At 32.8% G+C, this 20,990-nt stretch carries 23 protein-coding genes and 2 pseudogenes; 7 read left to right on the forward strand and 18 right to left on the reverse strand.

Annotated features, from left to right (window positions below; translation table 11 throughout):
* Positions 1-517 precede the first annotated feature (517 nt).
* The 3 genes from hcp to JFT95_RS14550 all read right to left on the reverse strand — a co-directional run bounded on the left by hcp (position 518) and on the right by JFT95_RS14550 (position 3,736).
* On the reverse strand, positions 518-1,804 hold the full coding sequence (hcp, locus tag JFT95_RS14540; protein WP_201052638.1) for a hydroxylamine reductase: 1,287 nt from the start codon (positions 1,802-1,804) through the stop codon (positions 518-520).
* 733 nt (positions 1,805-2,537) lie between these two features.
* On the reverse strand, positions 2,538-3,311 hold the full coding sequence (gene bla2 / locus JFT95_RS14545; protein ID WP_201052640.1) for a BcII family subclass B1 metallo-beta-lactamase: 774 nt from the start codon (positions 3,309-3,311) through the stop codon (positions 2,538-2,540).
* A 143-nt stretch (positions 3,312-3,454) separates the two neighbouring features.
* A complete protein-coding gene (locus JFT95_RS14550) occupies positions 3,455-3,736 on the reverse strand; it encodes a MazG nucleotide pyrophosphohydrolase domain-containing protein (RefSeq protein ID WP_012261329.1) in 282 nt (93 codons plus the stop codon).
* 122 nt (positions 3,737-3,858) lie between these two features.
* Between JFT95_RS14550 and JFT95_RS14555 the strand changes: the two are divergent.
* Positions 3,859-4,035 (forward strand): annotated as a pseudogene (locus JFT95_RS14555) (DUF3784 domain-containing protein); the annotation flags it as partial.
* A 99-nt stretch (positions 4,036-4,134) separates the two neighbouring features.
* Here the strand turns inward: JFT95_RS14555 and JFT95_RS14560 are convergent.
* The 4 genes and pseudogenes from JFT95_RS14560 to yeiL all read right to left on the reverse strand — a co-directional run bounded on the left by JFT95_RS14560 (position 4,135) and on the right by yeiL (position 7,124).
* Positions 4,135-4,383, reverse strand: coding sequence for a hypothetical protein (locus tag JFT95_RS14560; RefSeq protein ID WP_002087603.1), 249 nt, complete (start codon positions 4,381-4,383; stop codon positions 4,135-4,137).
* A gap of 296 nt (positions 4,384-4,679) precedes the next feature.
* A complete protein-coding gene (locus tag JFT95_RS14565; protein WP_201052642.1) occupies positions 4,680-5,714 on the reverse strand; it encodes a flavin-containing monooxygenase in 1,035 nt (344 codons plus the stop codon).
* Between the two features lie 351 nt (positions 5,715-6,065).
* Positions 6,066-6,419 carry a glyoxalase superfamily protein gene (locus tag JFT95_RS14570; protein WP_201052644.1) on the reverse strand — a complete coding sequence of 118 codons (354 nt, stop codon included), beginning with the start codon at positions 6,417-6,419 and terminating at the stop codon, positions 6,066-6,068.
* Between the two features lie 13 nt (positions 6,420-6,432).
* Positions 6,433-7,124: pseudogene (gene yeiL / locus JFT95_RS14575) on the reverse strand (transcriptional regulator YeiL).
* 134 nt (positions 7,125-7,258) lie between these two features.
* On the opposite strand from yeiL, the gene JFT95_RS14580 reads away from it, so the two are divergent.
* The 3 genes from JFT95_RS14580 to JFT95_RS14590 all read left to right on the forward strand — a co-directional run bounded on the left by JFT95_RS14580 (position 7,259) and on the right by JFT95_RS14590 (position 8,743).
* Complete coding sequence (locus tag JFT95_RS14580; protein ID WP_098168560.1) at positions 7,259-7,681, forward strand: DMT family transporter; 423 nt, start codon at positions 7,259-7,261, stop codon at positions 7,679-7,681.
* Between the two features lie 13 nt (positions 7,682-7,694).
* Positions 7,695-8,159, forward strand: a complete 465-nt coding sequence (locus JFT95_RS14585; protein ID WP_002014128.1) for a DMT family transporter — start codon at positions 7,695-7,697, stop codon at positions 8,157-8,159.
* A gap of 104 nt (positions 8,160-8,263) precedes the next feature.
* Entirely contained in the window at positions 8,264-8,743 is a 480-nt protein-coding gene (locus JFT95_RS14590) for a hypothetical protein (protein ID WP_201052645.1), read from the forward strand.
* A gap of 40 nt (positions 8,744-8,783) precedes the next feature.
* On the opposite strand, the gene aiiA is transcribed toward JFT95_RS14590, so the two are convergent.
* From aiiA to JFT95_RS14610, 4 genes are all read right to left on the reverse strand, one after another.
* On the reverse strand, positions 8,784-9,536 hold the full coding sequence (gene aiiA, locus JFT95_RS14595) for a quorum-quenching N-acyl homoserine lactonase AiiA (RefSeq protein ID WP_201052646.1): 753 nt from the start codon (positions 9,534-9,536) through the stop codon (positions 8,784-8,786).
* A 338-nt stretch (positions 9,537-9,874) separates the two neighbouring features.
* Complete coding sequence (locus tag JFT95_RS14600; protein ID WP_002190271.1) at positions 9,875-10,741, reverse strand: DUF4097 family beta strand repeat-containing protein; 867 nt, start codon at positions 10,739-10,741, stop codon at positions 9,875-9,877.
* Positions 10,731-11,294 carry an HAAS signaling domain-containing protein gene (locus JFT95_RS14605; protein WP_002190272.1) on the reverse strand — a complete coding sequence of 188 codons (564 nt, stop codon included), beginning with the start codon at positions 11,292-11,294 and terminating at the stop codon, positions 10,731-10,733. The genes JFT95_RS14600 and JFT95_RS14605 overlap by 11 nt, the downstream gene beginning before the upstream one ends.
* On the reverse strand, positions 11,281-11,610 hold the full coding sequence (locus JFT95_RS14610) for a PadR family transcriptional regulator (protein WP_002199791.1): 330 nt from the start codon (positions 11,608-11,610) through the stop codon (positions 11,281-11,283). The genes JFT95_RS14605 and JFT95_RS14610 overlap by 14 nt, the downstream gene beginning before the upstream one ends.
* 305 nt (positions 11,611-11,915) lie before the next feature.
* On the opposite strand from JFT95_RS14610, the gene JFT95_RS14615 reads away from it, so the two are divergent.
* Positions 11,916-12,935 carry a zinc-binding alcohol dehydrogenase family protein gene (locus JFT95_RS14615; RefSeq protein WP_201052647.1) on the forward strand — a complete coding sequence of 340 codons (1,020 nt, stop codon included), beginning with the start codon at positions 11,916-11,918 and terminating at the stop codon, positions 12,933-12,935.
* Between the two features lie 48 nt (positions 12,936-12,983).
* Here the strand turns inward: JFT95_RS14615 and JFT95_RS14620 are convergent, their stop codons facing one another.
* The 3 genes from JFT95_RS14620 to JFT95_RS14630 all read right to left on the reverse strand — a co-directional run bounded on the left by JFT95_RS14620 (position 12,984) and on the right by JFT95_RS14630 (position 16,795).
* Positions 12,984-14,375, reverse strand: a complete 1,392-nt coding sequence (locus JFT95_RS14620; protein ID WP_113709585.1) for an amino acid permease — start codon at positions 14,373-14,375, stop codon at positions 12,984-12,986.
* Positions 14,376-14,909: 534 nt separating this feature from the next.
* Positions 14,910-15,458 carry a hypothetical protein gene (locus tag JFT95_RS14625; protein ID WP_201052648.1) on the reverse strand — a complete coding sequence of 183 codons (549 nt, stop codon included), beginning with the start codon at positions 15,456-15,458 and terminating at the stop codon, positions 14,910-14,912.
* A gap of 137 nt (positions 15,459-15,595) precedes the next feature.
* Positions 15,596-16,795 carry a multidrug effflux MFS transporter gene (locus tag JFT95_RS14630; protein ID WP_201052649.1) on the reverse strand — a complete coding sequence of 400 codons (1,200 nt, stop codon included), beginning with the start codon at positions 16,793-16,795 and terminating at the stop codon, positions 15,596-15,598.
* Between the two features lie 364 nt (positions 16,796-17,159).
* Between JFT95_RS14630 and JFT95_RS14635 the strand changes: the two genes are divergently transcribed.
* A complete protein-coding gene (locus JFT95_RS14635; protein ID WP_063218585.1) occupies positions 17,160-17,726 on the forward strand; it encodes a DUF5823 family protein in 567 nt (188 codons plus the stop codon).
* A 65-nt stretch (positions 17,727-17,791) separates the two neighbouring features.
* Here JFT95_RS14635 and JFT95_RS14640 read toward each other — a convergent pair whose 3' ends face one another.
* Positions 17,792-18,016: a hemolysin XhlA family protein gene (locus tag JFT95_RS14640; protein ID WP_002066432.1), complete on the reverse strand. Its 225-nt coding sequence runs from the start codon at positions 18,014-18,016 to the stop codon at positions 17,792-17,794.
* Positions 18,017-18,428: 412 nt separating this feature from the next.
* On the reverse strand, positions 18,429-18,707 hold the full coding sequence (locus tag JFT95_RS14645) for a hypothetical protein (RefSeq protein ID WP_063218586.1): 279 nt from the start codon (positions 18,705-18,707) through the stop codon (positions 18,429-18,431).
* Between the two features lie 292 nt (positions 18,708-18,999).
* Between JFT95_RS14645 and JFT95_RS14650 the strand changes: the two genes are divergently transcribed.
* The gene (locus JFT95_RS14650; RefSeq protein WP_002087632.1) at positions 19,000-19,743 is read left to right on the forward strand and encodes an SDR family NAD(P)-dependent oxidoreductase; all 744 of its coding nucleotides are present in this window, start codon (positions 19,000-19,002) and stop codon (positions 19,741-19,743) included.
* Positions 19,744-19,856: 113 nt separating this feature from the next.
* On the opposite strand, the gene bshB2 is transcribed toward JFT95_RS14650, so the two are convergent.
* Together bshB2 and JFT95_RS14660 are read right to left on the reverse strand one after the other, a co-directional pair.
* Positions 19,857-20,519 (reverse strand): bacillithiol biosynthesis deacetylase BshB2, encoded by a 663-nt coding sequence (gene bshB2 / locus JFT95_RS14655; RefSeq protein WP_201052650.1) that lies wholly within the window; start codon positions 20,517-20,519, stop codon positions 19,857-19,859.
* 15 nt (positions 20,520-20,534) lie between these two features.
* Positions 20,535-20,885 (reverse strand): YojF family protein, encoded by a 351-nt coding sequence (locus JFT95_RS14660; RefSeq protein WP_000407039.1) that lies wholly within the window; start codon positions 20,883-20,885, stop codon positions 20,535-20,537.
* Positions 20,886-20,990: the final 105 nt, after the last annotated feature.

A 20,990-nucleotide genomic window follows, 5' to 3' on the forward strand; every position in this document is an offset into this window, starting at 1 on the left:
GATTTTTACTGAATAGCTTTTGAGAAACCTCACTATTCAGTATTACTTATTACAACTACATTGTATGACTAAGTAGATGGAATGTCAACTCGATTTTTAAATTTTTTCTTAAATCCGCTTTTGCCTATTGGATACTGAATATATTTTTAAAACCTACGCTATTTAGTATTACTCATTACCACTACATTGTATGACTAAGTAGACGGAATGTCAACTCGATTTTTAAATTTTTTCTTAAATCCGCTATTATCTATTGGATACTGCCTATTTTCTTCTTAAGAAACCTCACCACATACCTATCCAGCTAAGAAAAGGAAATACCCAAAACAAAAATTCCGCATTTTTATTTTGGGCGTTATAATATTCCGAAGTTAATGAATGTAGATAGCTCTCCTTATTAAAAAGACGGATCATTTTTTTGTTCTTCTACTAATGCACCTGTGCATCTAATACATGAGCTTGTGAATACATACAAACTCTTTATAAAGTCAACTCTACATATAGGACATCCTTTTTGTTACGATAACATCATATTCATATCTTCTGCTGCGGTTGTAATTAGTTTTAAACCGAATGTCTCTTGTAATACATCAAGCACACCAGGTGAAATAAATTCAGGTGCCTTTGGACCAATGCGAATATCTTGAATACCAAGACTAAATAGCCCAAGTAAAATGGCAACCGCTTTTTGTTCAAACCATGATAGAACAATACTCACTGGCAATTCATTCACTTCACGTTGAAAAGCATCAGCTAAAGCGGCCGCTATTTTCACTGTAGAAATTGAATTATTACATTGTCCTAAGTCAATGTAACGCGGAATCTCCGTACCGGGCACAACACCATAACTCACATCATTAAAACGGAATTTCCCGCAAGAAGTTGTTAAAATAACCGTTTCTGGCGGAAGTGACGTTGCTAATTCACGATAATATTCTCCGCCTTTTCCCGGAGCATCACAACCTGCGATGACAAAGAAACGCTTAATCTTTCCTTCTTTTACTGCATTAATAATTTCCGGAGCTAATGATAATACTGTATTATGATGAAACCCTGTTACTAACTGCTCATCCGACTCCATATGTACTTCTGGAAGTTCAAGCGCTTTTTGAATCAATGGTGCAAAATCATCATTTTCAATTTTTTGTACACCCTCTAAACCTGCAATATCATATGAAAAGAATCGATCAGAGTATGATCCTTTAATTGGCATAACACAGTTCGTTGTAGCTAATATGGCACCTGTAAATTTTTCGAAAAGGCGTCGTTGATCATACCATGCCTTACCGATGTTTCCTTTTAAATGTTTATATTTTTTCAGTTGTGGATATCCGTGTGCTGGTAGCATTTCAGAATGCGTATAAATGTTAATTTCTTTTCCTTCTGTTTGCTTTAATAACTCTTCTAATGCAAATAAATTATGACCAGTAACTACAATTGCCTTACCTTCTACATGGTTCTGCGTAATTTGAACAGGCTCCGGAACACCAAAGTGATTCGTATGTGCCTCATCTAATAACTCCATTACTTGTAAAGCCGATTTCCCTACTTTCATAGCCATATCAATATGTTCTTGTTCATTAAAGTTAGAATTTGTTAATGTCATATATAGCGCTTCTTGAGTTGTAGCATCTACAAATGCATCTGTATACCCTAGCTGCGCAGCATGCGTACGATAAGCAGCTATTCCTTTTAATCCAAACACAATCGTATCTTGTAAACTTGCAATTGTTTCATTCTTACCACAAACACCCATCACTTTACATCCGCCTGTTGGCGTTTGTTCACATTGATAACAAAACATATCATCCCACCCTCTCCCAATCATTCGTTACAAATTAAGCATAATACCCATTGAGAAAAAGGGATGTGATATCAATCACAATAATATATATAAATTTGTGCCAGTTCATATTGTTGACATAATTTTTTTATTGACATCAAAAAAACATACAGAAAAATGGACAACTTTGTTGATGCTTTCAAATAGCTAGATAATTGATTTAGAGAACTATTAGCAACTAATAAGCATACAAAAACGCTATTCTATCATTCAACAGAAAGAATAGCGTTTTTTCATTTTGAAGAACTATCAATTTTTTGATTAAAGATTTTATAGGAAACCTCTTTATTTACAATACATTTACACCATCTTAACATTTTTTACATTATTTATATGATATATTTATATAGAAACTACTTAAGAAATTTCATGTACATTGTTATCTTTATAATCTCTTAACTGATTGATAAGAGATTATGTTATATTTTCATACCAGGGGTGAATTAGGATGACTGAAACTTTAAAGACCCTTATAATGCTTGATGTTACTTACGTTGTTATAGCAATTATGACGGTACTAGTATTTGTATATTTAGAATTAAAATCTCAGTAACATATTTAGGTGTAATCAATAGCTTCGGCATTTCAATATAGTTAAAAGAAAAAGAGGAGGAAATAATTTTCTCCTCTCTTTTGTATTCCAAAAATTTCTTAAATCTACAATTCGCTTCATTATTACTTTATTTCTTGTTTCTTATTTCAACAAATCCAATGTATGTAAAAGTAATCCGCTGTCCCCTACTTCTCCATGACCAGGCACTACTAAGTTCATATTTCCATATCGGTTCAACACATTCTCAATCGATATCGACCATTCATTTACATATGCATCAGCAACATTCCCTAAATCTTTAGCTTCCGCAGATTTCACTAAACAGCCTCCAGCTAAAATGTTGTATTGCGGTAACCATACGACAATATTATCTTCTGTATGCCCTTTCCCTGGATAGAACGTTTCTACTTTTATATTTCCAAACTTCATATTCGTAATTGTTTGTAAGTCTCCAAGTGGCTCTTCATATCCATTTTTCTTTGCTAGTTCCGCAGTTAGTACTGTACTATGCGCTTTAATGCCTCTTTCTTTCAACGTTTTAATTCCGCCAATTCGATCAGCGTGCGCATGTGTAATAATAACATCCGTTACGCGCTTCTTAAATTTCTTTTCTACCATCTCTATTAATTCCTTCGTTAACTTATCATCCCAAGAAGAATCGACAAGCACTAACCCTTTAGAAGTAGTAAGAACTAGACCGTTCGATGGAACTGCTACTCCATTAAAATAACCTAACTCAGTATGAACCCATACATTTTTGTTTAACTGAGAAATTGAAATAGTTCCTGTCTCATTCTTTATTACTTTTTTCTCTACCGTTCGTTCTGCTTGTACTGGAGATATTACACTAACAAATTGAATTGCTCCTAGTAAACTTACACATAACCCTACTTTTAATAATATATTCTTTTTCATTTTCTCCACCCTTTCTTTCAAACTAAATAGTTATTTCCTATATTAGACAATTCGTCTCAAATGTTTGTTCCATCTTTTTTTACATATTTTTCATACCATTAATAAAAAGCGCACAAAATTTTGTGCGCTTTTTAACCTTCCTTTTACCATTCACGTTTTTTATTAATCATCATTTTTTCTTCAAACGCCTTCTCTAAATCAATTTCTAACTTGTTTGCTAAATCACATACATTCCAAATTACATCAAACATTTCTAAACCAATCTCTCTTTTCGAATCTTGTATTTTATCACGCTTTAATATAACTTCCGCTAATTCACCTAATTCCGCCATCGCATACATCGTACGCTCTTCAATTGTTGTATCTTGAAAGCCTTTTTCTTTACTGAAACTCGATACATATTGCTGGAATTCCGAAATATTCATATGTAATCTCCCTTCATCGTAAATATCTCATTTTTTATAAACTTAAAATCAAAAATGTATTTTGTTAAATTATAACATTTATACTATAATTTATTTATAGCCCTTTAACGGAGGTGTTCTCAATGACTCTCTTCGCTTCGCCATCATTATTCATACTAGCCATCATTTCATTTGCACTAGCTTATTTCATCGGAGTAAAACAATACACTTGGCTCTTATCAGGATTCAATGAACGCCGTGTACCTGACAAAGTGAAGTTATCAAAAATAGTTGGTCTTTATAATTTAATTGCTGGTGTTCATCAAAAGGATGGGATTATTGGTGAGATTTTAAAAATGTTATCCTTATAATTAACGAAGTAAAACAAAGAAAGAAGCTGATTCTCCCAGCTTCTTTCTTTATATAACATTTTTCACCACAATTTTAATATGTTCTGGTGCGATAATTTCAGTTATACTTTCTTGGAAATCTTCATGCAGCAGTTCTTCAATATGCTCTAGCTGCACTTCGACATGTGTGCATTCTAAATTATGTATGTTTAATAGTGCATAATGATCTTTCTTCTTAATTACTAAATATTGATTTTCTTCTGTTATGAGTACAGAACCTAATCGTATTCCTAGTAGACGTTGATCATCAAACTTCACAATTTTTTCCCCTTTCCAACTGCGAATGTAATTACTATACAAAAAACCTAATTTAAGGAAAAGAATCTTATATAGACTATATCATAATTTACTAAAATATAAATATCATATTTTCTTTCAATAGAAATCCCCGTTTTTTTATATATTTCGATACAAAAAACTTTCTCAACAAAAAATTACAATTTTCAGTTTTTTATTTCATGAAAATCTATTATACTAAAGCTAATAAACGTTTGAAATGTTTGACCTCTCCTAATTCATGTACATATGGATGATCAGTAGCTATTGCTACTGATCTATTTTTTGATTTCAGAAAGCAAATACACCGCATCCTTTCCTACACCACAAATAAGCGCAGAACCCCTTTGAGATTGCCACGGCAGTCCAATATAATACAATCCTCTTACTGGACTCATTCCCTTTGTATGATTAGGAAATCCATTCATACTCACTGCCTTTTCTATTTCAATCCATTTATAATCTTGAACAAAACCAGTTGACCATATAATACTTTGTGCACTATACGTGCCACCATTCTGAAACATAATATTATTTCCTGATGCACTTACCACTTTTCCCTGTAGTTTTATTGCTCCACTACGAATAAGTTCCTTACCTTCAAAACCAAAAATGGGATCCTTTCGCTTCTGAAACCACCTTCCTCTCTTTGTATGTATTTCGGCATACAATAAACCCATTTTTTCTAACCAATTAAAAATGCTTTTTCTAAAAAGATATAACGGTAAAAAGGTTAACGGATGACTTATAGCCATTGTAACTTCATGAGTTTTTGCAAGTTCTACTGCTATTTGCATGCCTGAATTCCCACCACCTACTACAAGTACTTTTCCCTTTGGAATTTGTAATGGTGATTTATATTGTGATGAATGTATTTGAAAAATATGTGATGAAAGATGTTGTGAAAATGAGGGGATGAATGGTTGCTGAAAACCACCTGATGCGATAATAACTTTTTTCGATTGTAAAATTTCTGTAGGAGTGTGTAATTCAAATATTTCTTTCTCTTTTCTTATTTTTAAAACTTGAGTCTGTAATTGTACCGGCAATTGAAAATACCTTGCATATTCTTCTAAATAAATTGCAATTTCATCTTTACATGGAAATCCATTCCCTTCTCCTTTTAATATCATACCTGGTAAACTACTATATTCCCTTGGTGTGAAGAGCTGCAAAGAATCATAGCGGTCTCTCCAAGAATCACCAATTCGGTTTCCCGCCTCAAGTAATAAGAAACTATATCCTTCCTGCTTCAAGTAGTATCCCATTGTTAATCCAGCTTGACCAGATCCAACGATAATTATATCTTTCATTCCAATTCCTCCTTCTCACAAACACATGAATACATGTTCATATGTTCATGCGTTTCGATAATCATAACATTTTATTTTTTTATAATTCAATATCTATCCAAAATAAAAAAGAGCAGTTCACTATAAAGTAAACTCCCCTTAATATGTATCATCTCGTTACTCATTAATATTTCAATTGTCCCCAAAGGATTTAACGGCCCATACACACTATCACCTAAACTTATTATCATTTCGAATATCTTTTAATACCGCCTTTAAAGCGTGACTATTCCCATAAATATCTGAAATCATCGCTATTTTTCTCTTCATTGTAACCCCTACTTTGATAAATTATTTATAACACCTCAATTTCTAAACCATTTCCTCATAAAATGTAATTCTATTTGAGAACGGATCAATCACAGTTAATTCAATTGTATCCCAAGGTGTTCTCTCTATATCAGGTTTTGAATACGCATAATCTTTACTTGATAAAATAGCATAATAACTTTTTAAATCCTCTATTTTCACACGAATTGCACCGCCTGGTGAAGCATCCCCATGATGTTCAGATAGATGTATTGCAGTATCATTTAACGAAATTTGCATATATAATGGCATATTTTCCTCATACCGATGTTCCCAATCCAGTTTAAATCCTAAAAAATTAAAGTAAAATAACTGAGCCTTTACAATATCAAAAATTCTAAATATAGGTGTAATCATTTATAATCCCCTCCTATTTATAAACATCCGCCGCCAATTCCCGCAAAACATCTACATTCATCACTTCAAAACAACCACTGCTTTTCTTTATAATTTCTTTATCACAAAAAACATTTAATGTACGTAATAAATGCCGATAACTCGTCCCTAACAATTCAGCTATTTCCGTTAAATTCCCACTAAACACAATTCTATTTCCGTGCTGAACCGCCCGTTCCCCTGCTGCTAACATGTAACTCGCAAGTCGATTTTCAAGTGGATACAGTAAATTAATTGTACTATTTTTTGAAAGTCGATTTAATTTATGGGCTAAAGAACCGCAAATACATCTTAAAAATTTCGCATCATGAAATAATTGGTTTCTCACTTTCCCTAAAGGTAGCCCAACACAATATGAGTCTGCCATAACTTGTACGTTTGAATTGATTCTTTGAGAGTGAATTAACTCTACATCTCCTAGCAACTGCAAACTGTCATAAAAACATAATAATACAGATTTCCCGTTACTTAATGTGTTAAACGCTTTCGCTTTTCCTTCAACAAAGAAATATAAATAATCTATCTCTTCGTTTTCTCTGCAAATGAACTCATTCTTTTTAAAAATATAAGTTCCATATATGGTTTCATATCACTACTAAAAAATGAATCAATATTATTTTGTTTCATATACTCTGCTAATTTATTAGAATTACATACTTTCTTCATAGTCCCCCACCTTTACAACTCATCCCAATTGTAAACAAAATTTTCTTCTTTCACTATGACATATGTCATAGTAATACACAATTTCAGCATGATACAGTCATTACAAATATGAAATATAAAAAGGGGATATTACATTGTATAACTTTCTTTCTGTCTTTATTGGTGTCCTTATTGCCATTATGCTCCCATTGAATGGGATATTATCTGAGTTAATTGGCAAGTATACAGCAAGTGTTGTCATTCATCTTGTCGGTTTAATAGCAGTTATTTTCGTTTTAATCCTTAACAAAAATAAAATCCATTTTGATAAAGGTATTCCACTTTTTTTATATAGTGCTGGGGCAATTGGAGTATTCACTGTTCTTTTTAATAATATAAGTTTCTCTGCTCTTGGTGCCTCTATTACGATTGCATTAAGCTTACTTGGTCAATCCATCGCTTCCATAGTTATTGATCATTTCGGTTTATTAGGAATGAAAGTTTCGAAGTTTGATAAGAAAAAATTAATTGGATTATTATTCATCTCTTCTGGAATTATAGTCATGACAATTTATTAATGGAGGCAAGAAAATGTTATATATTTGTATCGCTATTTTAGCTGGTGTTTCTATCGTTGTTGCTAGAATTATTAACGCGAATTTAGCAAAGGAAATTGGAAATTGGGAAGGCACATTTTTCAATTATATTACTGGATTATTTTTCTCCATGTTATTTTTAATTTTCAGTTCAGATTCGTTGTATATTTCTAGTCATACGTTACAATCCATACCTATCGCTGTATACTTAGGCGGATTAGTAGGCGTTATCGTCATCTCATTATCAAACTATATTACTCCTAAAATATCAGCATTTTATTTAACATTACTCATCTTTATCGGACAATTGTTTACGGGGACTATCATCGATTTCTTCCTGTCACACGAACTATCAACCGGAAAAATTATCGGTGGAATTCTCGTATTAATAGGGCTCACTTACAATTTACTCGTTGATCGCCCTATAAAAACCGTGAAGCATAACCACGTTCAACTATAATACTTTACGCTTACCTATCATATATTAATAGAAAAGCTCTTCACATGAAGCCATAGAGAGGAGAATACCCTATTAAGAAAATCATTTTATTGATAGGTAGCGCATTGATTGTTTTTGGAACCGTATGGTTTTTAAACTCTGGAAAATCTATTCAAGATCTCTATACAGCAAGTAAACCAAAGAAGAAAGCTACTATTATTTCAACTCAAAGAGACCCAAATGCACCTCCTGTTTTTTTAGGAAAGCAGAAAATAAAAGATATACATGTAGAGTCGCTTAAGACAAAAAAATCTATCTTCCTTACAAAAACAGATGAATTAAAAACATTCATTAACAGTATGGATACAGCAAAAAAAGGCGATTTAACGCTAGATGAAGAAGGTTCTGATTTAGTAGATTGTAACATGTGGATTACTTTCCAAGATGGAACTTATAAACAATATTTAATTTGGATAGTAGATAACAACAGTAGTGAAGTTATGATTGCCCATCAAAACACTCCTGATGACGTAGACCTTACTTATTATCAATTAAATGAAGGTAATTCAAAAAAAGTATATAACTTATTTAAAAAGGTTATTTAATAGAAAAAGTCATGAGCTACTTGGCCCATGACTTTTCTATTTATATATATTCAGGGAACACTTTACAACTCTTTTCCTGCTCTATATCATGTCCAAAGAAAACAATTGGGTTCTCTTTCCTAAAAACTTCTTTTAAACGTTTAATTGAAGATAAAGCTAATTCCGAATCAAATCCAGCGAACGGCACTTCATCTTCAAAATTTTCTTTCGTATAAGATGCATCAATCGTTAATAATACAGGACCGGATTTTTCTGTCTCAATTAATAGCGACTGATGCCCCGGAGTATGTCCTGGTGTATACAATAATTGAACTCCTGGTACAACTTCATAATCCCCTTCAATGATCTTGTATTTCAAATTCGGCAATATACATTCTTTCATATATTCTTCACTATATTGTGCCGCCTCATATTCAGCACGCTGCACAATAATCGGTGTATTTATAAAAGCACCATTTCCTCCTGCATGATCAAAATGTAAGTGAGAACTAATAATATAAAGAAGGTCTTCCGGCTCATAACCAACGCGTTTTAAAATATTCACGATTCTATCTTCTTCAGTCATTTTTGGTAAAATCTGTCCTTCAACAAATGTACCGTTAAAAAGATCTTCGTTATTAACCGCACTTTCTGGCATACCTGTATCTACTAAAATAGGCCCCTCTTCTGTCTCCAATAAATAGCACCATACAGGTAAGTTCAATAAATCCCCCGGTGTGAGCGTACTATTAACAGACGAATGATCCAACATACAACGACCTGCTGGGACGAAATAAAGCTTCTTTACTGTCATTATGTATCCACCTTTACATTTAGTTTTGAATAAAACAATACAGTAAAGAATTCCTCTTGTTAGAAATAAACTCCTTCTCACTTTTCGTTGTTTCAGCTATTATTTTTGAGTCATTCACAAATTCTCCTTACATCGTTAATTACTATTCGTTACTCTCCTAAGAATCGAGAGTAATAAAACCACTGTTTGTATTTTGAAATATGAAAAGGATACAAACTTAAACAAATGTTAAATATAAAAGAACCGACTACCTAGATGTTGAGAAAAGGAGTCGGTTCTTTTTCTTATTTATTATTCCTCTATATGTGTGAAGAGCTGAGATTATAAAAGATAATATGCTATTGTTTTTTCACTGTAATATTTCCGTTATGTGTGTTTAATTTAATTATATTTTCTCCCTTTCCAATAACCGTATTCCCGTTATATTTATTCAGGATATTCGCGTTGCCATTGTCGACAGAAACATTAAATTGAACATTAGTTGGTTCTTTTTCGGTTTCAATATTAATTTTTCCATTGTGAGTCGTAAAATTGAGATTTCGATCCAGTTCATTCGTTTTCAGAGTAAGACTTCCATTTTTAGTTTGCCCCTCTATTTCACCTTCAACATGGTCTAGCATTATTCGTCCGTTGTTCGATTTCACATGAATATTTTGTGCCAATATATCTTTGAAATCCATAATTCCATTGTTTGTTTCCGCGATAATTTTTGGCGAATTGATTTCTCTTAATTCAACACGTCCATTGTTTGTATTGGCATTCAAATGCGTTGTGTTTAATTTTTTTATAGAAACGAAACCATTACTATTAGAAACTTTTAATGAATCATATTGTTTTTCGGGTAGATACACATTTAATGTTAATGGCGCCAATACTTCAGAAATATTAAAATTGAACCAGCTCTGTTGTTTTTCTTTGTAAGAAATAAGAAGCGTCGAATCTTTCTCATCCATAGCTAATGTTCTTTTTACGTTAGGATTAACTTCGCCATCTAATTTTACTTTCATGTTACTATCTGTTGTAGGATTGATGTTAACACGAACGTTATTCGTATCGATAATGACGCTTAACACATTATTATTGTTAATGACCTTTTCTTCTGAAATTGGTACTGCCGCAATTGAACGATAAGTGAATAAACTCCCGATAATACCAATAATGAAAATAATACCTGCAATGATTGAAAGACTCTTTTTATTTATCATGCTTCAAACCACCTTTTACTAGTGCTATATTGAACTTTAAATAACGAACAAATCCATTCTTTGCTAGCTTCGTTAAAAATAACATAGCAATTACAATGAAATATCCAAGTCCACAAAGTGCTAAAGAAACGAAAAGATTAAATAGCAAGAATGTATTTGGATGTATAATAGTATCAACTAGAACAAGTAATGGTGAACCTAAAAATGAGATTCCTAGAACCCATCCTGAAAAAATCAATGCCGCTAATGTAATTGCAGGTCCAAGCACGATTAACAAATTGAAAAAACCTAATCCAATTACTGCCCAAATTGCCCGAAAAACATTCCCTGTTGTTGCACTTGCTGTTACTTTCTCAATATGATAATCTGCTAATAACTCTTTGGCGATTTGAGCTGGAGAACCTAATGAAGCTACAATTTCTTCTTCACTTTTCCCTTCCTCTAATCCGAAAGTAAAATGTTCTTCATAATCTTTTAAAATATCTGTACGCTCTTTTTCAGATAATCTTTTTAGAGATGCATTTAATTGTTGTAAAAATTTATTTTTCGTCATTACGTACACCTTCTTTTATTAATTGATTGACACCTTGTGAAAACTCATTCCATTCCTCCAAAAGTTGATACAAATACGTTCTACCTTTATCCGTCAGTGTATAATACTTCCTTGAAGGGCCTTCTGAAGACTCCTGTAAATACGTTGTAAAATATTCTTCTTTAGTTAATCTACGAAGTAAAGGATAAACAGACCCTTCTGATATTTCAATTTGATTGGAAATACTTCGAACTAATTCATACCCATAACGGTCTTGCTTATCAAGTAAGACAAGAACACAAAGTTCTAAAACTCCTTTTTTAAATTGTACATTCAATATTCATTCACCCTATTCTAATTGGCATCTACTACTGTTTATTATTTAGTACTGTTTTATAACAAGTAACTACAAGTATAATATAACACTTGGTATTGTTCATTGCAAGGTACACTGGAAAAATAAGTATACCTTTCATTCGACGCTTATAAAATCAAAACGATGGCTCCTCTCCAGTTACAAAGTTCTAAATGAGGCTGAAACAAGCCTTTAACAAAATGGAAAGGACTCAACTTTTTTACATAATGACACTTTACCTACTATAATAAAAGAGAAAAACTCTTACTTTAATGGAGGGAATAAAAATGAAAGCAATTGGTTTACATGAATACTTACCTATTGAAGAAGAAAACAGTTTAATTGATATTGAAGTTGAAAGACCTGTTGCCACAGGAAGAGATATACTTGTAAAGATTAACGCTATTTCCGTTAATCCAGTTGATACAAAAGTTCGATCTCCGAAAGATAAAAAAGAAGATATAGCAAAAATACTTGGCTGGGATGCTAGTGGCGTTGTCGTACAAACTGGCGAAAGTTGTACGTTATTTAAAGAAGGCGATGAAGTGTTTTACGCTGGAAGCATTACAAGGCAAGGTACATACAGTGAATACCATCTAGTTGATGAAAGAATTGTTGGTAAAAAACCAAAAACTTTGAGTGATGCTGAATCTGCAGCACTTCCTTTAACAGCCATCACAGCATGGGAAGGTTTGTTTGAACGTTTAGGGATTGATTATAATAAAAAAGATGAAAATTCATTTAAAAACATTTTAATTATCGGCGGAGCTGGTGGTGTTGGCTCGATTGCTATTCAGTTAGCTAAATGGGCTGGACTAAACGTAATCGCAACCGCATCCCGCAACGAAACCATACACTGGGTTGAAAAATTCGGTGCCGATTATATAGTTAATCATCACCAACCTTTAAAAGATCAAATATTAGAATTTGGGCTAAAAGATGTAGATTATATCTTCTGCTTAAACAATACTGATCAACATTGGCACGCGATGGGTGACATCATTAAACCACAAGGGAAAATTTGCTCTATCGTAGAAAATGAACACCCTCTTGAGATGGGGATTTTAAAAAGTAAAAGTGCTACATTCGTTTGGGAGTTTATGTTTACAAAAGCGATGTATGAAACTGGTGATATGAGTACGCAGCACGAACTATTAAATAAAGTAAGCGAGCTATTAGATGAAGGTATTCTTCAAACTACTTTAAATGATACGTTAACACCAATTAATGCAGAAAATCTTAAAAAAGCACATGCATTACTTGAAAGTGGACGTACAATTGGGAAGATTGTATTAGAGAAATTTTAATAACAAAAGTCCGATTTCTAAATAAGAAATCGGACTTTTTTACTATCTTTATTTACTTGAAACCTCTTGATCATTTTGAACGTCTAACGGAGCTCGCTTCCCTATTCCGAAAGCATAGAAACTAATTGTAACGATAGCTAAGAAAACAATACCCACAATTAGTGAAATACGAGTATCATCGTTAAACCACATACCGATTAATACCATAATTAAAAAGGCAATCGTTAAATAGTTTGTTACAGGAGCAAATGGCATTTTGAATGGATGATCTTTCATCTCTGCTCCCTTTTCTTTTCTAAAACGAATTTGACTAATTAAAATAACAAACCATGGCACCATACCAGGAAGTACACTTGCACTATATACATATACGAATAAGTTTTTTGGTGCAATATAACTTAAAACAACACCAACCGCTAAACCGATAATTACACCAACTGTACCGAATAAAGGTACACCGTTATTAGAAATCTTCGTAAAGTATTTCGGTGCTTGTCCATTCACACCTAGTGTATAAAGCATACGTCCAGCACTATAAATACCACTGTTACAACCAGACATTGCCGCTGTAATAACAACGAAGTTAATAAGTCCCGCAGCTGCCGTAATACCAACTTTCGCAAAAGTTGCTACGAACGGACTACCAATTGAACTTAATTGATCCCAAGGATAAACAGTTACAATAACGAAAATAGCACCAATATAGAAAATTAGAATACGCCAAATTGTACTTTGAATTGCTCTAGTAAGTGTCTTCTTCGGATCTTTCGCTTCACCAGCAGTAATCCCGATTAATTCCACACCTTGATATGCCCCAACTACAAGTGATAGCGCAAAGAAAAATCCTGAAAAACCACCTGTGAAGAAACCGCCGTTTGCCCAAAGATTAGATATACCGATTGCTTCTCCTCCGTTCCCAATTCCGAAGAAAATGAGACCGAATCCGGCAATAATCATTAATAAAATCGTAACGATTTTAATCATTGCAAACCAAAATTCAAATTCACCAAATGACTTAACCGAAATTAAGTTAGCCGCACCAAGAATAACCATCGCGATAATACCTGGTATCCAAGCTGGTAAATCTGGGAACCAATATTTCATATACGCTCCAACTGCGATAATCTCTGACATCCCAACGATAACCCACTGGAACCAGTTACTCCACGCTGTCATATAACCAGCTAGCGGATGAATATACTTGTGACCAAATGTTGCAAATGAACCTGTGCTTGGCTCCATATACAACATTTCTCCCATGGCACGCATAATGAAGAAGATAAAAATACCTGCGATTGCATATGCAAGCATTACTGACGGACCTGTCCATTTAATCGTGCTGGCTGATCCCATAAACAAACCAACACCAATTGTTCCGCCTAAAGCAATCATTTGAATATGACGTGCTTCTAAACCTCGTTTCAATTCTTTGTTTGCCACTTCATTTCCCCCTCTTAGATGATTCATAGCCGCATTTAAAACAAGATGCTTTCCCCTAATTCCTGTTTGGTTTGAAAATGATGAAGCAAACGTCATTTTACACTAGCTTTAAAGCTATCCTAAAATCGTTTTTCGCTTCTTATAAAATTCTCAAAACCTCTCATCTTCCTATTTTCTATAAAACTTAAAATTGCTTCCTTCATATTAATTCATTTATCTGAAAAGTTCAATTATTTTTTCGATAAATCATTATACATAATCTGATTAAATTTTTACTGAATTAACAATAAAATACATCTATTCAATATGATTCTAGTATGAATATTATTACAATATAAATAACCGAGGAGAAAATATCCGCCTCGGTTTCATACCTCATGTACTTCAATCTTTATAGTTCATAATGTAATTCCCCGCATGTTCGATTAACACATCATGCAGGGAATTTAATATATCAGTAAAACTATAATATTACTAACTTCTCCCTCTCTTGTTTACCCAATGCTTACATATAAATTTTCTCTTTCCCATCTCCTATTTTAAGAAAAATATAACTATACTTAATACAATCAACACTACACCTGAAAGCGGAAAACTCTTTTCTTCAGCTTTTATCTTTTTCTCAATAATACCTTTAATTTCTGTCCTCATATTCTCTGGACATTTCCTAAATAAAATATTAGTTGTATGTAACGGCCTATGTAATATTCGGATTTTCACGGGAAATCCTGATAAATATATATTATTTTTATCCAAAGTAAATTCTATATTTGCTTCAGTAAGCCCTTCTTTCACTAATCTATTCACTCCGCTAGAAGGTAAATTAAACACTGTATAATCATTAAAAGCTAGCCCTCTAATATTGAAATGTGAGTATATAAGAATAAGAGTTATAAGCAACAAACATAGTATTAATATAGTTTTTGTTAATGAAATTTGCTCTAATACGTAGGAAGATGTTGTCATATAAGCACAAAAGAATGCCATTAAATTACAAAGATAGTGGTTTAAAATGAAAGTTTTTCGTATAACTACTGTAAGTCCGGAAATGATTAGTAGAGCGCATGCTAAATTCATTAACATATTTTTACCCTCCCTAAAAACTATAACTATACAATTTTGTTGTATTTTAACATTAATTACATATTCATACCTATAGTTATGTTCATAAAATATAAAAGAGTCTCATTAAAAAATGAGACTCTTTTACGATTTCATATTCAAATCGATTTTGAAGTTTGCTTACCAAAAATAAACACTCTAGTAAACACTGACATTATAACTACAATAGCAAGAAAATAAAGTGGCATCACCATTAAAGAGCCCGTATGAAGCTGGCTCATACCCCAAATTGTCACCGTCACTATTATATAGTACGCTAGGCTAAACAATGCGCCAGCTGTACCAATGACATCTTGAAAATCTACTAACGCTAAGCTAAGACAATTCGGTAACGCCATCCCAATTCCTAATAGCAATATAAACATCGCTACTAAAAATCCAATCATATATATTACGTTTGGATTTGATCCAACAAACGTAATAACAGATAAAATGACTGCTCCCACTGTCATTCCAATACAACCTATATATATAATTTTCTCCGGTTTATAAATAGGCAGTAACCGTTTTGAAACTTTCGCTCCAATAATAGAAGCAGACGCAACTACAATTCCTAGAAATCCGTACATACTAGGTGATAACTGAAAGTATTCAATAAAGATAAACGGCGCTTCTGCGTAGTAGCTAAATAAAACACCATTCGCTCCTCCAATTAATAGACTGTATGTTACTACTTTCGGATTTGTAATTAATCTTTTTAACACTGAAAAGACATTTATTTTATTCGTTACTGAGTCCGTTTTTGTTTCCGGAAGAGAAACAAAAGTATACAGAAAAATCCCGACACTCATAACTACTAAACTTAAAAATACCATTTTAAATCCAAACATTTGATCCAGAAAGCCCCCAATTAGCGGACCTATCGCTGGTGTAAAAGCAATGACTGCCGAAATTTGAGCGAACATAACATGACGTTTATGCCCTTCGACACTTTCACGAAGAATCGTTTGTGTCACAACTGAGCCAGCACTTGCTCCAAATGCTTGAATAAAACGACTAAACAATAAAAATTCAATAGAATTGGCAATATAGCATAAGAAACTTCCAGCGCCATATACTACAATTCCAAATAACATTGCTGGGCGACGACCAATTATATCTGATAACCATCCAATAAAAAATACACCTAAAGCAAATCCAGCAAAATAAACACTAAGTGTTAGCTGTACCTCATTATTACTTACGTGCAACGCCTTTGAAATGTCTGGTAAAGACGGTGTGTAAATCGTTTCACTAATTTGCGGAAATGCCACAAGAATGATCATTAACCAAAGTGATGGTACTGAGACTTTTTTCATTTTTAATACCCTCCTATAACTTTGAAAATCTCAGAAATGAATAGACTTTCCTTAGCTACGGAACAGGAGGGGCCATTATAGAAATTCGATCATAAAACAACAAAGAAAACACCTCAATTACGCATGTTAATACATATAGGAGGGTAATATTAACATTGATTTTAATATATGCTTTTTCAATTATATTACATATTACATTTCTTTTTCTAGTGTTGAGCCTTGGAGAATTTGTTAGAAGGATAACTTGATACCATCACCTTTTTATGGAATAATTAGGGATGGTTTGAATTAATGGATTTAATTATCAAACGATAGACTAGCATTTTTTAATGTCGCAAAGCTTACAAACAGGAGGACTTTTGTAATGATTGAAATTTTAAGGACCATAGTAAACTTCCTAATTTCTCTATTCTCAGGAGAATTAACAATTGTATATTATGTGTGGATTATTACCCTATTCCTAATTCAAATAATCCAATCTACTCTAAACTATAAACTATTTAACAAGAAAGATAATTTCAGCACTTATATATCAGAAGGATTACTTGCTTTTATTATTTTATTGTTTGGAGGTATGTTAGTATCTAAGTTACTTGCTTACATAATAGACGACTCTACTATTAGTATGACAAATTTAACACATTATTTTATTTCTCTTATTATATTAACTATATTTGTCGTCATAAGCTGTCTTAAAGATTTTATAGAAACATCTATCAAAAATAAAAATGTGTCTCTTTTTAGCTTTTTAGTAGTTTCCTTAATAACAAGTATACTTTCATTCAAGTTTTTATCACCTTTAATCGAAGGTTCTTTTTCTCTTTCTAAATCTTTTATAACCACTTTAATCATTCTTGTAACTATATCAATTCCTCTATTAATTTCCTTAGAGGAAAAATATGCAGATAAAAAAGAAACGGAAAATTTATAGCTTCTCATTTACATAAAAGAAAGGGGAAGCTCCCTCTTTCTTTTATATCGTCCTATTTCACAAGATTAAATCATCCCTTTTAATATCAACCCCAAAACTGACATTACTATTGCACTTATAATAATTCGCAAAATCCAAGTTATGTTTGTACTTATTTTTTCCAATTGCTTATTGATTGTTGCTATGTCTTTCTCATTAATAGTGGTACGCGTTTCTAAATTACGAATGTCTCTCATAATTTCTTTTTGCTCCGCCTTGAGACTGTCAATTTTAGCGTAAACATCTTCCATATATTCACACCATCTGTTCATCTCAATAGAAAAAACTATATATATATTATGAGACAACCCTCTTACCTGTGAATACATTCCGTATATCCGCACACCAAATTATTTGTACAATCTAATTGAATTACTTACACGTTTCCATTCTCCTATATATAAGTCTTCGTTTAGATAATATGTGCTATAAAAAGAAATCTCATTATTCCACTTTAATAATGTATTCTAAGTACTCTTTATATGCCGTTTCATAAAGACCTGTAGCATATTTAAAGCCTTTTTTATTTTTTTAACAACAAACAAGATGCAATCCAACATGCGGTAGCACCTACGATAATTACTATTATTTAAATCACCATTCTCACATTTAAAACTCAATATAGTCAGTATTCTCTTCTTAAAAATCAGCTTTTTTAGCTACTTAATGTATACTAATATTAATATGAACTAGCTGTATTGATAAACTCTCTAGTACAAGAAATATACTAGCTGAAGCAGATCTATATCCGATATTTTTCCCATGAACATTAATGCTGATTGCCACTAAATGTGTTTGAATAGCATTGTTTTCAAAAATTTCATCCTCAACTTTTACAATATCAGCTTTACTATCCACTTCTTTAAAGGTTTTCAATAATTTTGTTTCTAATAGACTAAAATCAAAATTTTCATCTTTTATTACAGCAAATTTAATCTTCATATCGATTTCCCCATTTTTAACAAACTAAAATCATTTAATCAATATAAATATATATAAATCTATTAAGTAATTCAAAATATACGCTTCTTATACACTATTACTAAATATCATTTCTAAAAGGATTAAATGCAAAAAAGAAAGAAAGAAAGAAAGTAAATAAAGAAAAAATTAGTACTCTCACAATTAAGTAAACTCTAATTTTTTCTTCTATCTACTTATTATTTAAGGTTAATAGTGATATAACCAGACTAAAAAATTCGACTTAAATTCATTGATGAATGGAGAGGTTTATATGAAATTAAAAGACAAAGTAGCAATCATAACTGGTGGTGCAAGTGGAATTGGTGAATCCACTGTTCGCCTTTTTATTGAAGAAGGTGCAAAAGTAGTTATTGCTGACTTTTCTGAACGTGGAAAAGGCCTATCAGATGAATTGAATGCACATGGATATAATACATTATTTATTAAAACTGATGTAACAAAAGAAGCAGATATTAAACAGCTAATCCATGAGACAGTAAGTAAATACGGTAAATTAGATATTATGTATGCCAATGCCGGCGTTGCTGATGATGCACCGGCAAACGAACTGTCCTATGAAAAATGGAAAAGAACCATTGATATTAACTTGTCTGGAGTATTCCTTTCTGATAAATATTCGATTGAACAATTTCTTAAACAAGGTACAGGCGGTGTCATCGTTAACGCTGGTTCGATTCATAGTTTTGTTTCATTACCTACCCCAACAGCATACTCCTCTGCAAAAGGTGGTGTGAAACTATTAACTCAAAATTTATGTACTGCCTACGCTAAATATGGAATACGTATTAATGCGGTGTGCCCTGGCTATATTGACACCCCTTTACTTGGTAGTGTTAATCCTCAACAGAAAGAATATTTAGCTTCACTTCATCCACAAGGCAGACTTGGAACACCAAAAGAGATAGCCAAAGCTGTCTTATTTTTAGCAAGTGATGATGCTAGCTTTGTTAATGGTACAACACTTCTTGTTGATGGAGGCTATACTGCACGCTAATTTTTAAATTTGAAGTACGGCTCTAAGAAATATATAGTCTTACATAGAAAAAGCGCCATCACAAGTGACGGCGCTTTTTCTATGTAAGAGCTACTAGAAGGTACCCTTCTAGCCTACTCCCATTTATAAGTCCAAAACTGTTCAAGTTGCAGCCATTTTAATGTTGCTGCGTCTTTGTTTTTTATTTTTGCATGCGTTTCTTCTAGCATCGCTTCCGTTTGTGAACGATGCGCGCCTAGTGCAGCTAATTTATGTTCAAATACTTCACTAATATTATTTACAACATCCGGTTCACCGAGTAATGCTTCGCGATTTCTCGTAATCGCAACCGCATGAATGGCTGGACGTTCTTCTTTTGGCATACGTGATACAGCGCGAACTACAGCGCGGCCAAATGCATCATGATCCGGATGTACGCCGTGTTCTGGATAAAATGTAATAATTCGAGATGGATTTACTTCTTGAATAATCGCTTCGATTTTATCGGCAACAAAATCAACATCTTCAAATTCTAACGTTTTATCATGGAAACCGAGCATTCTTAAATCTTGAATCCCCATCGCTTCACATGCATCTTTTAATTCTTTTTCACGTATATTTGGAATCGTTTCACGGTTAGCGAATACGTTTTTCCCCATGTTACGTCCCATTTGTCCAAGAGTACCACATGCGTATGTTACAGGTACTCCTTGATCTGTTAATAAGCGAATTGTTCCTCCCGCAGCAAATGCTTCATCATCTGGATGCGGAAATACAACAAGTACATGTCTCTCCATAAGTTTCCCTCCTTCTTACTTAAATGGCGTTAAGCTTAGCTCAAGCGCTACCGCTAAGCGGCCTTGGTTATCATGCCCTGCTAGTAATAAACGCTCTTTATCGTCTACTTCCCAGTGCGTAATGCCTTCTGCATATACCCAGCCATGATCCATTTTCAAACCAACTCGGTATGGGTTTGTTCCAGTTATTTTCCCACGCTCAAAGCGAATAATTGCATTTCGAATGAATGCTCCTACTGTCATCATCTTTTCATTAAAGTGTGACGCATACGCTCCATTCGTCGTTTCTAAATGAATATATACATCTTTATTTACAAAACGTTCAATTTCATTTTGAATAAGAGAACTATCTTTTACTATTTCCATCGGAATTCACCTCTTTAAACCATTTTACGCAAAAATAATGTAAATTGCTATCTCTATATTAGAGGACAACGCCCACTTTTCCTAATAATTTGCACTGTGTTTTTT

The sequence above is a fragment of the Bacillus sp. TH17 genome (assembly GCF_016651125.1).
Taxonomy (GTDB): domain Bacteria; phylum Bacillota; class Bacilli; order Bacillales; family Bacillaceae_G; genus Bacillus_A; species Bacillus_A mycoides.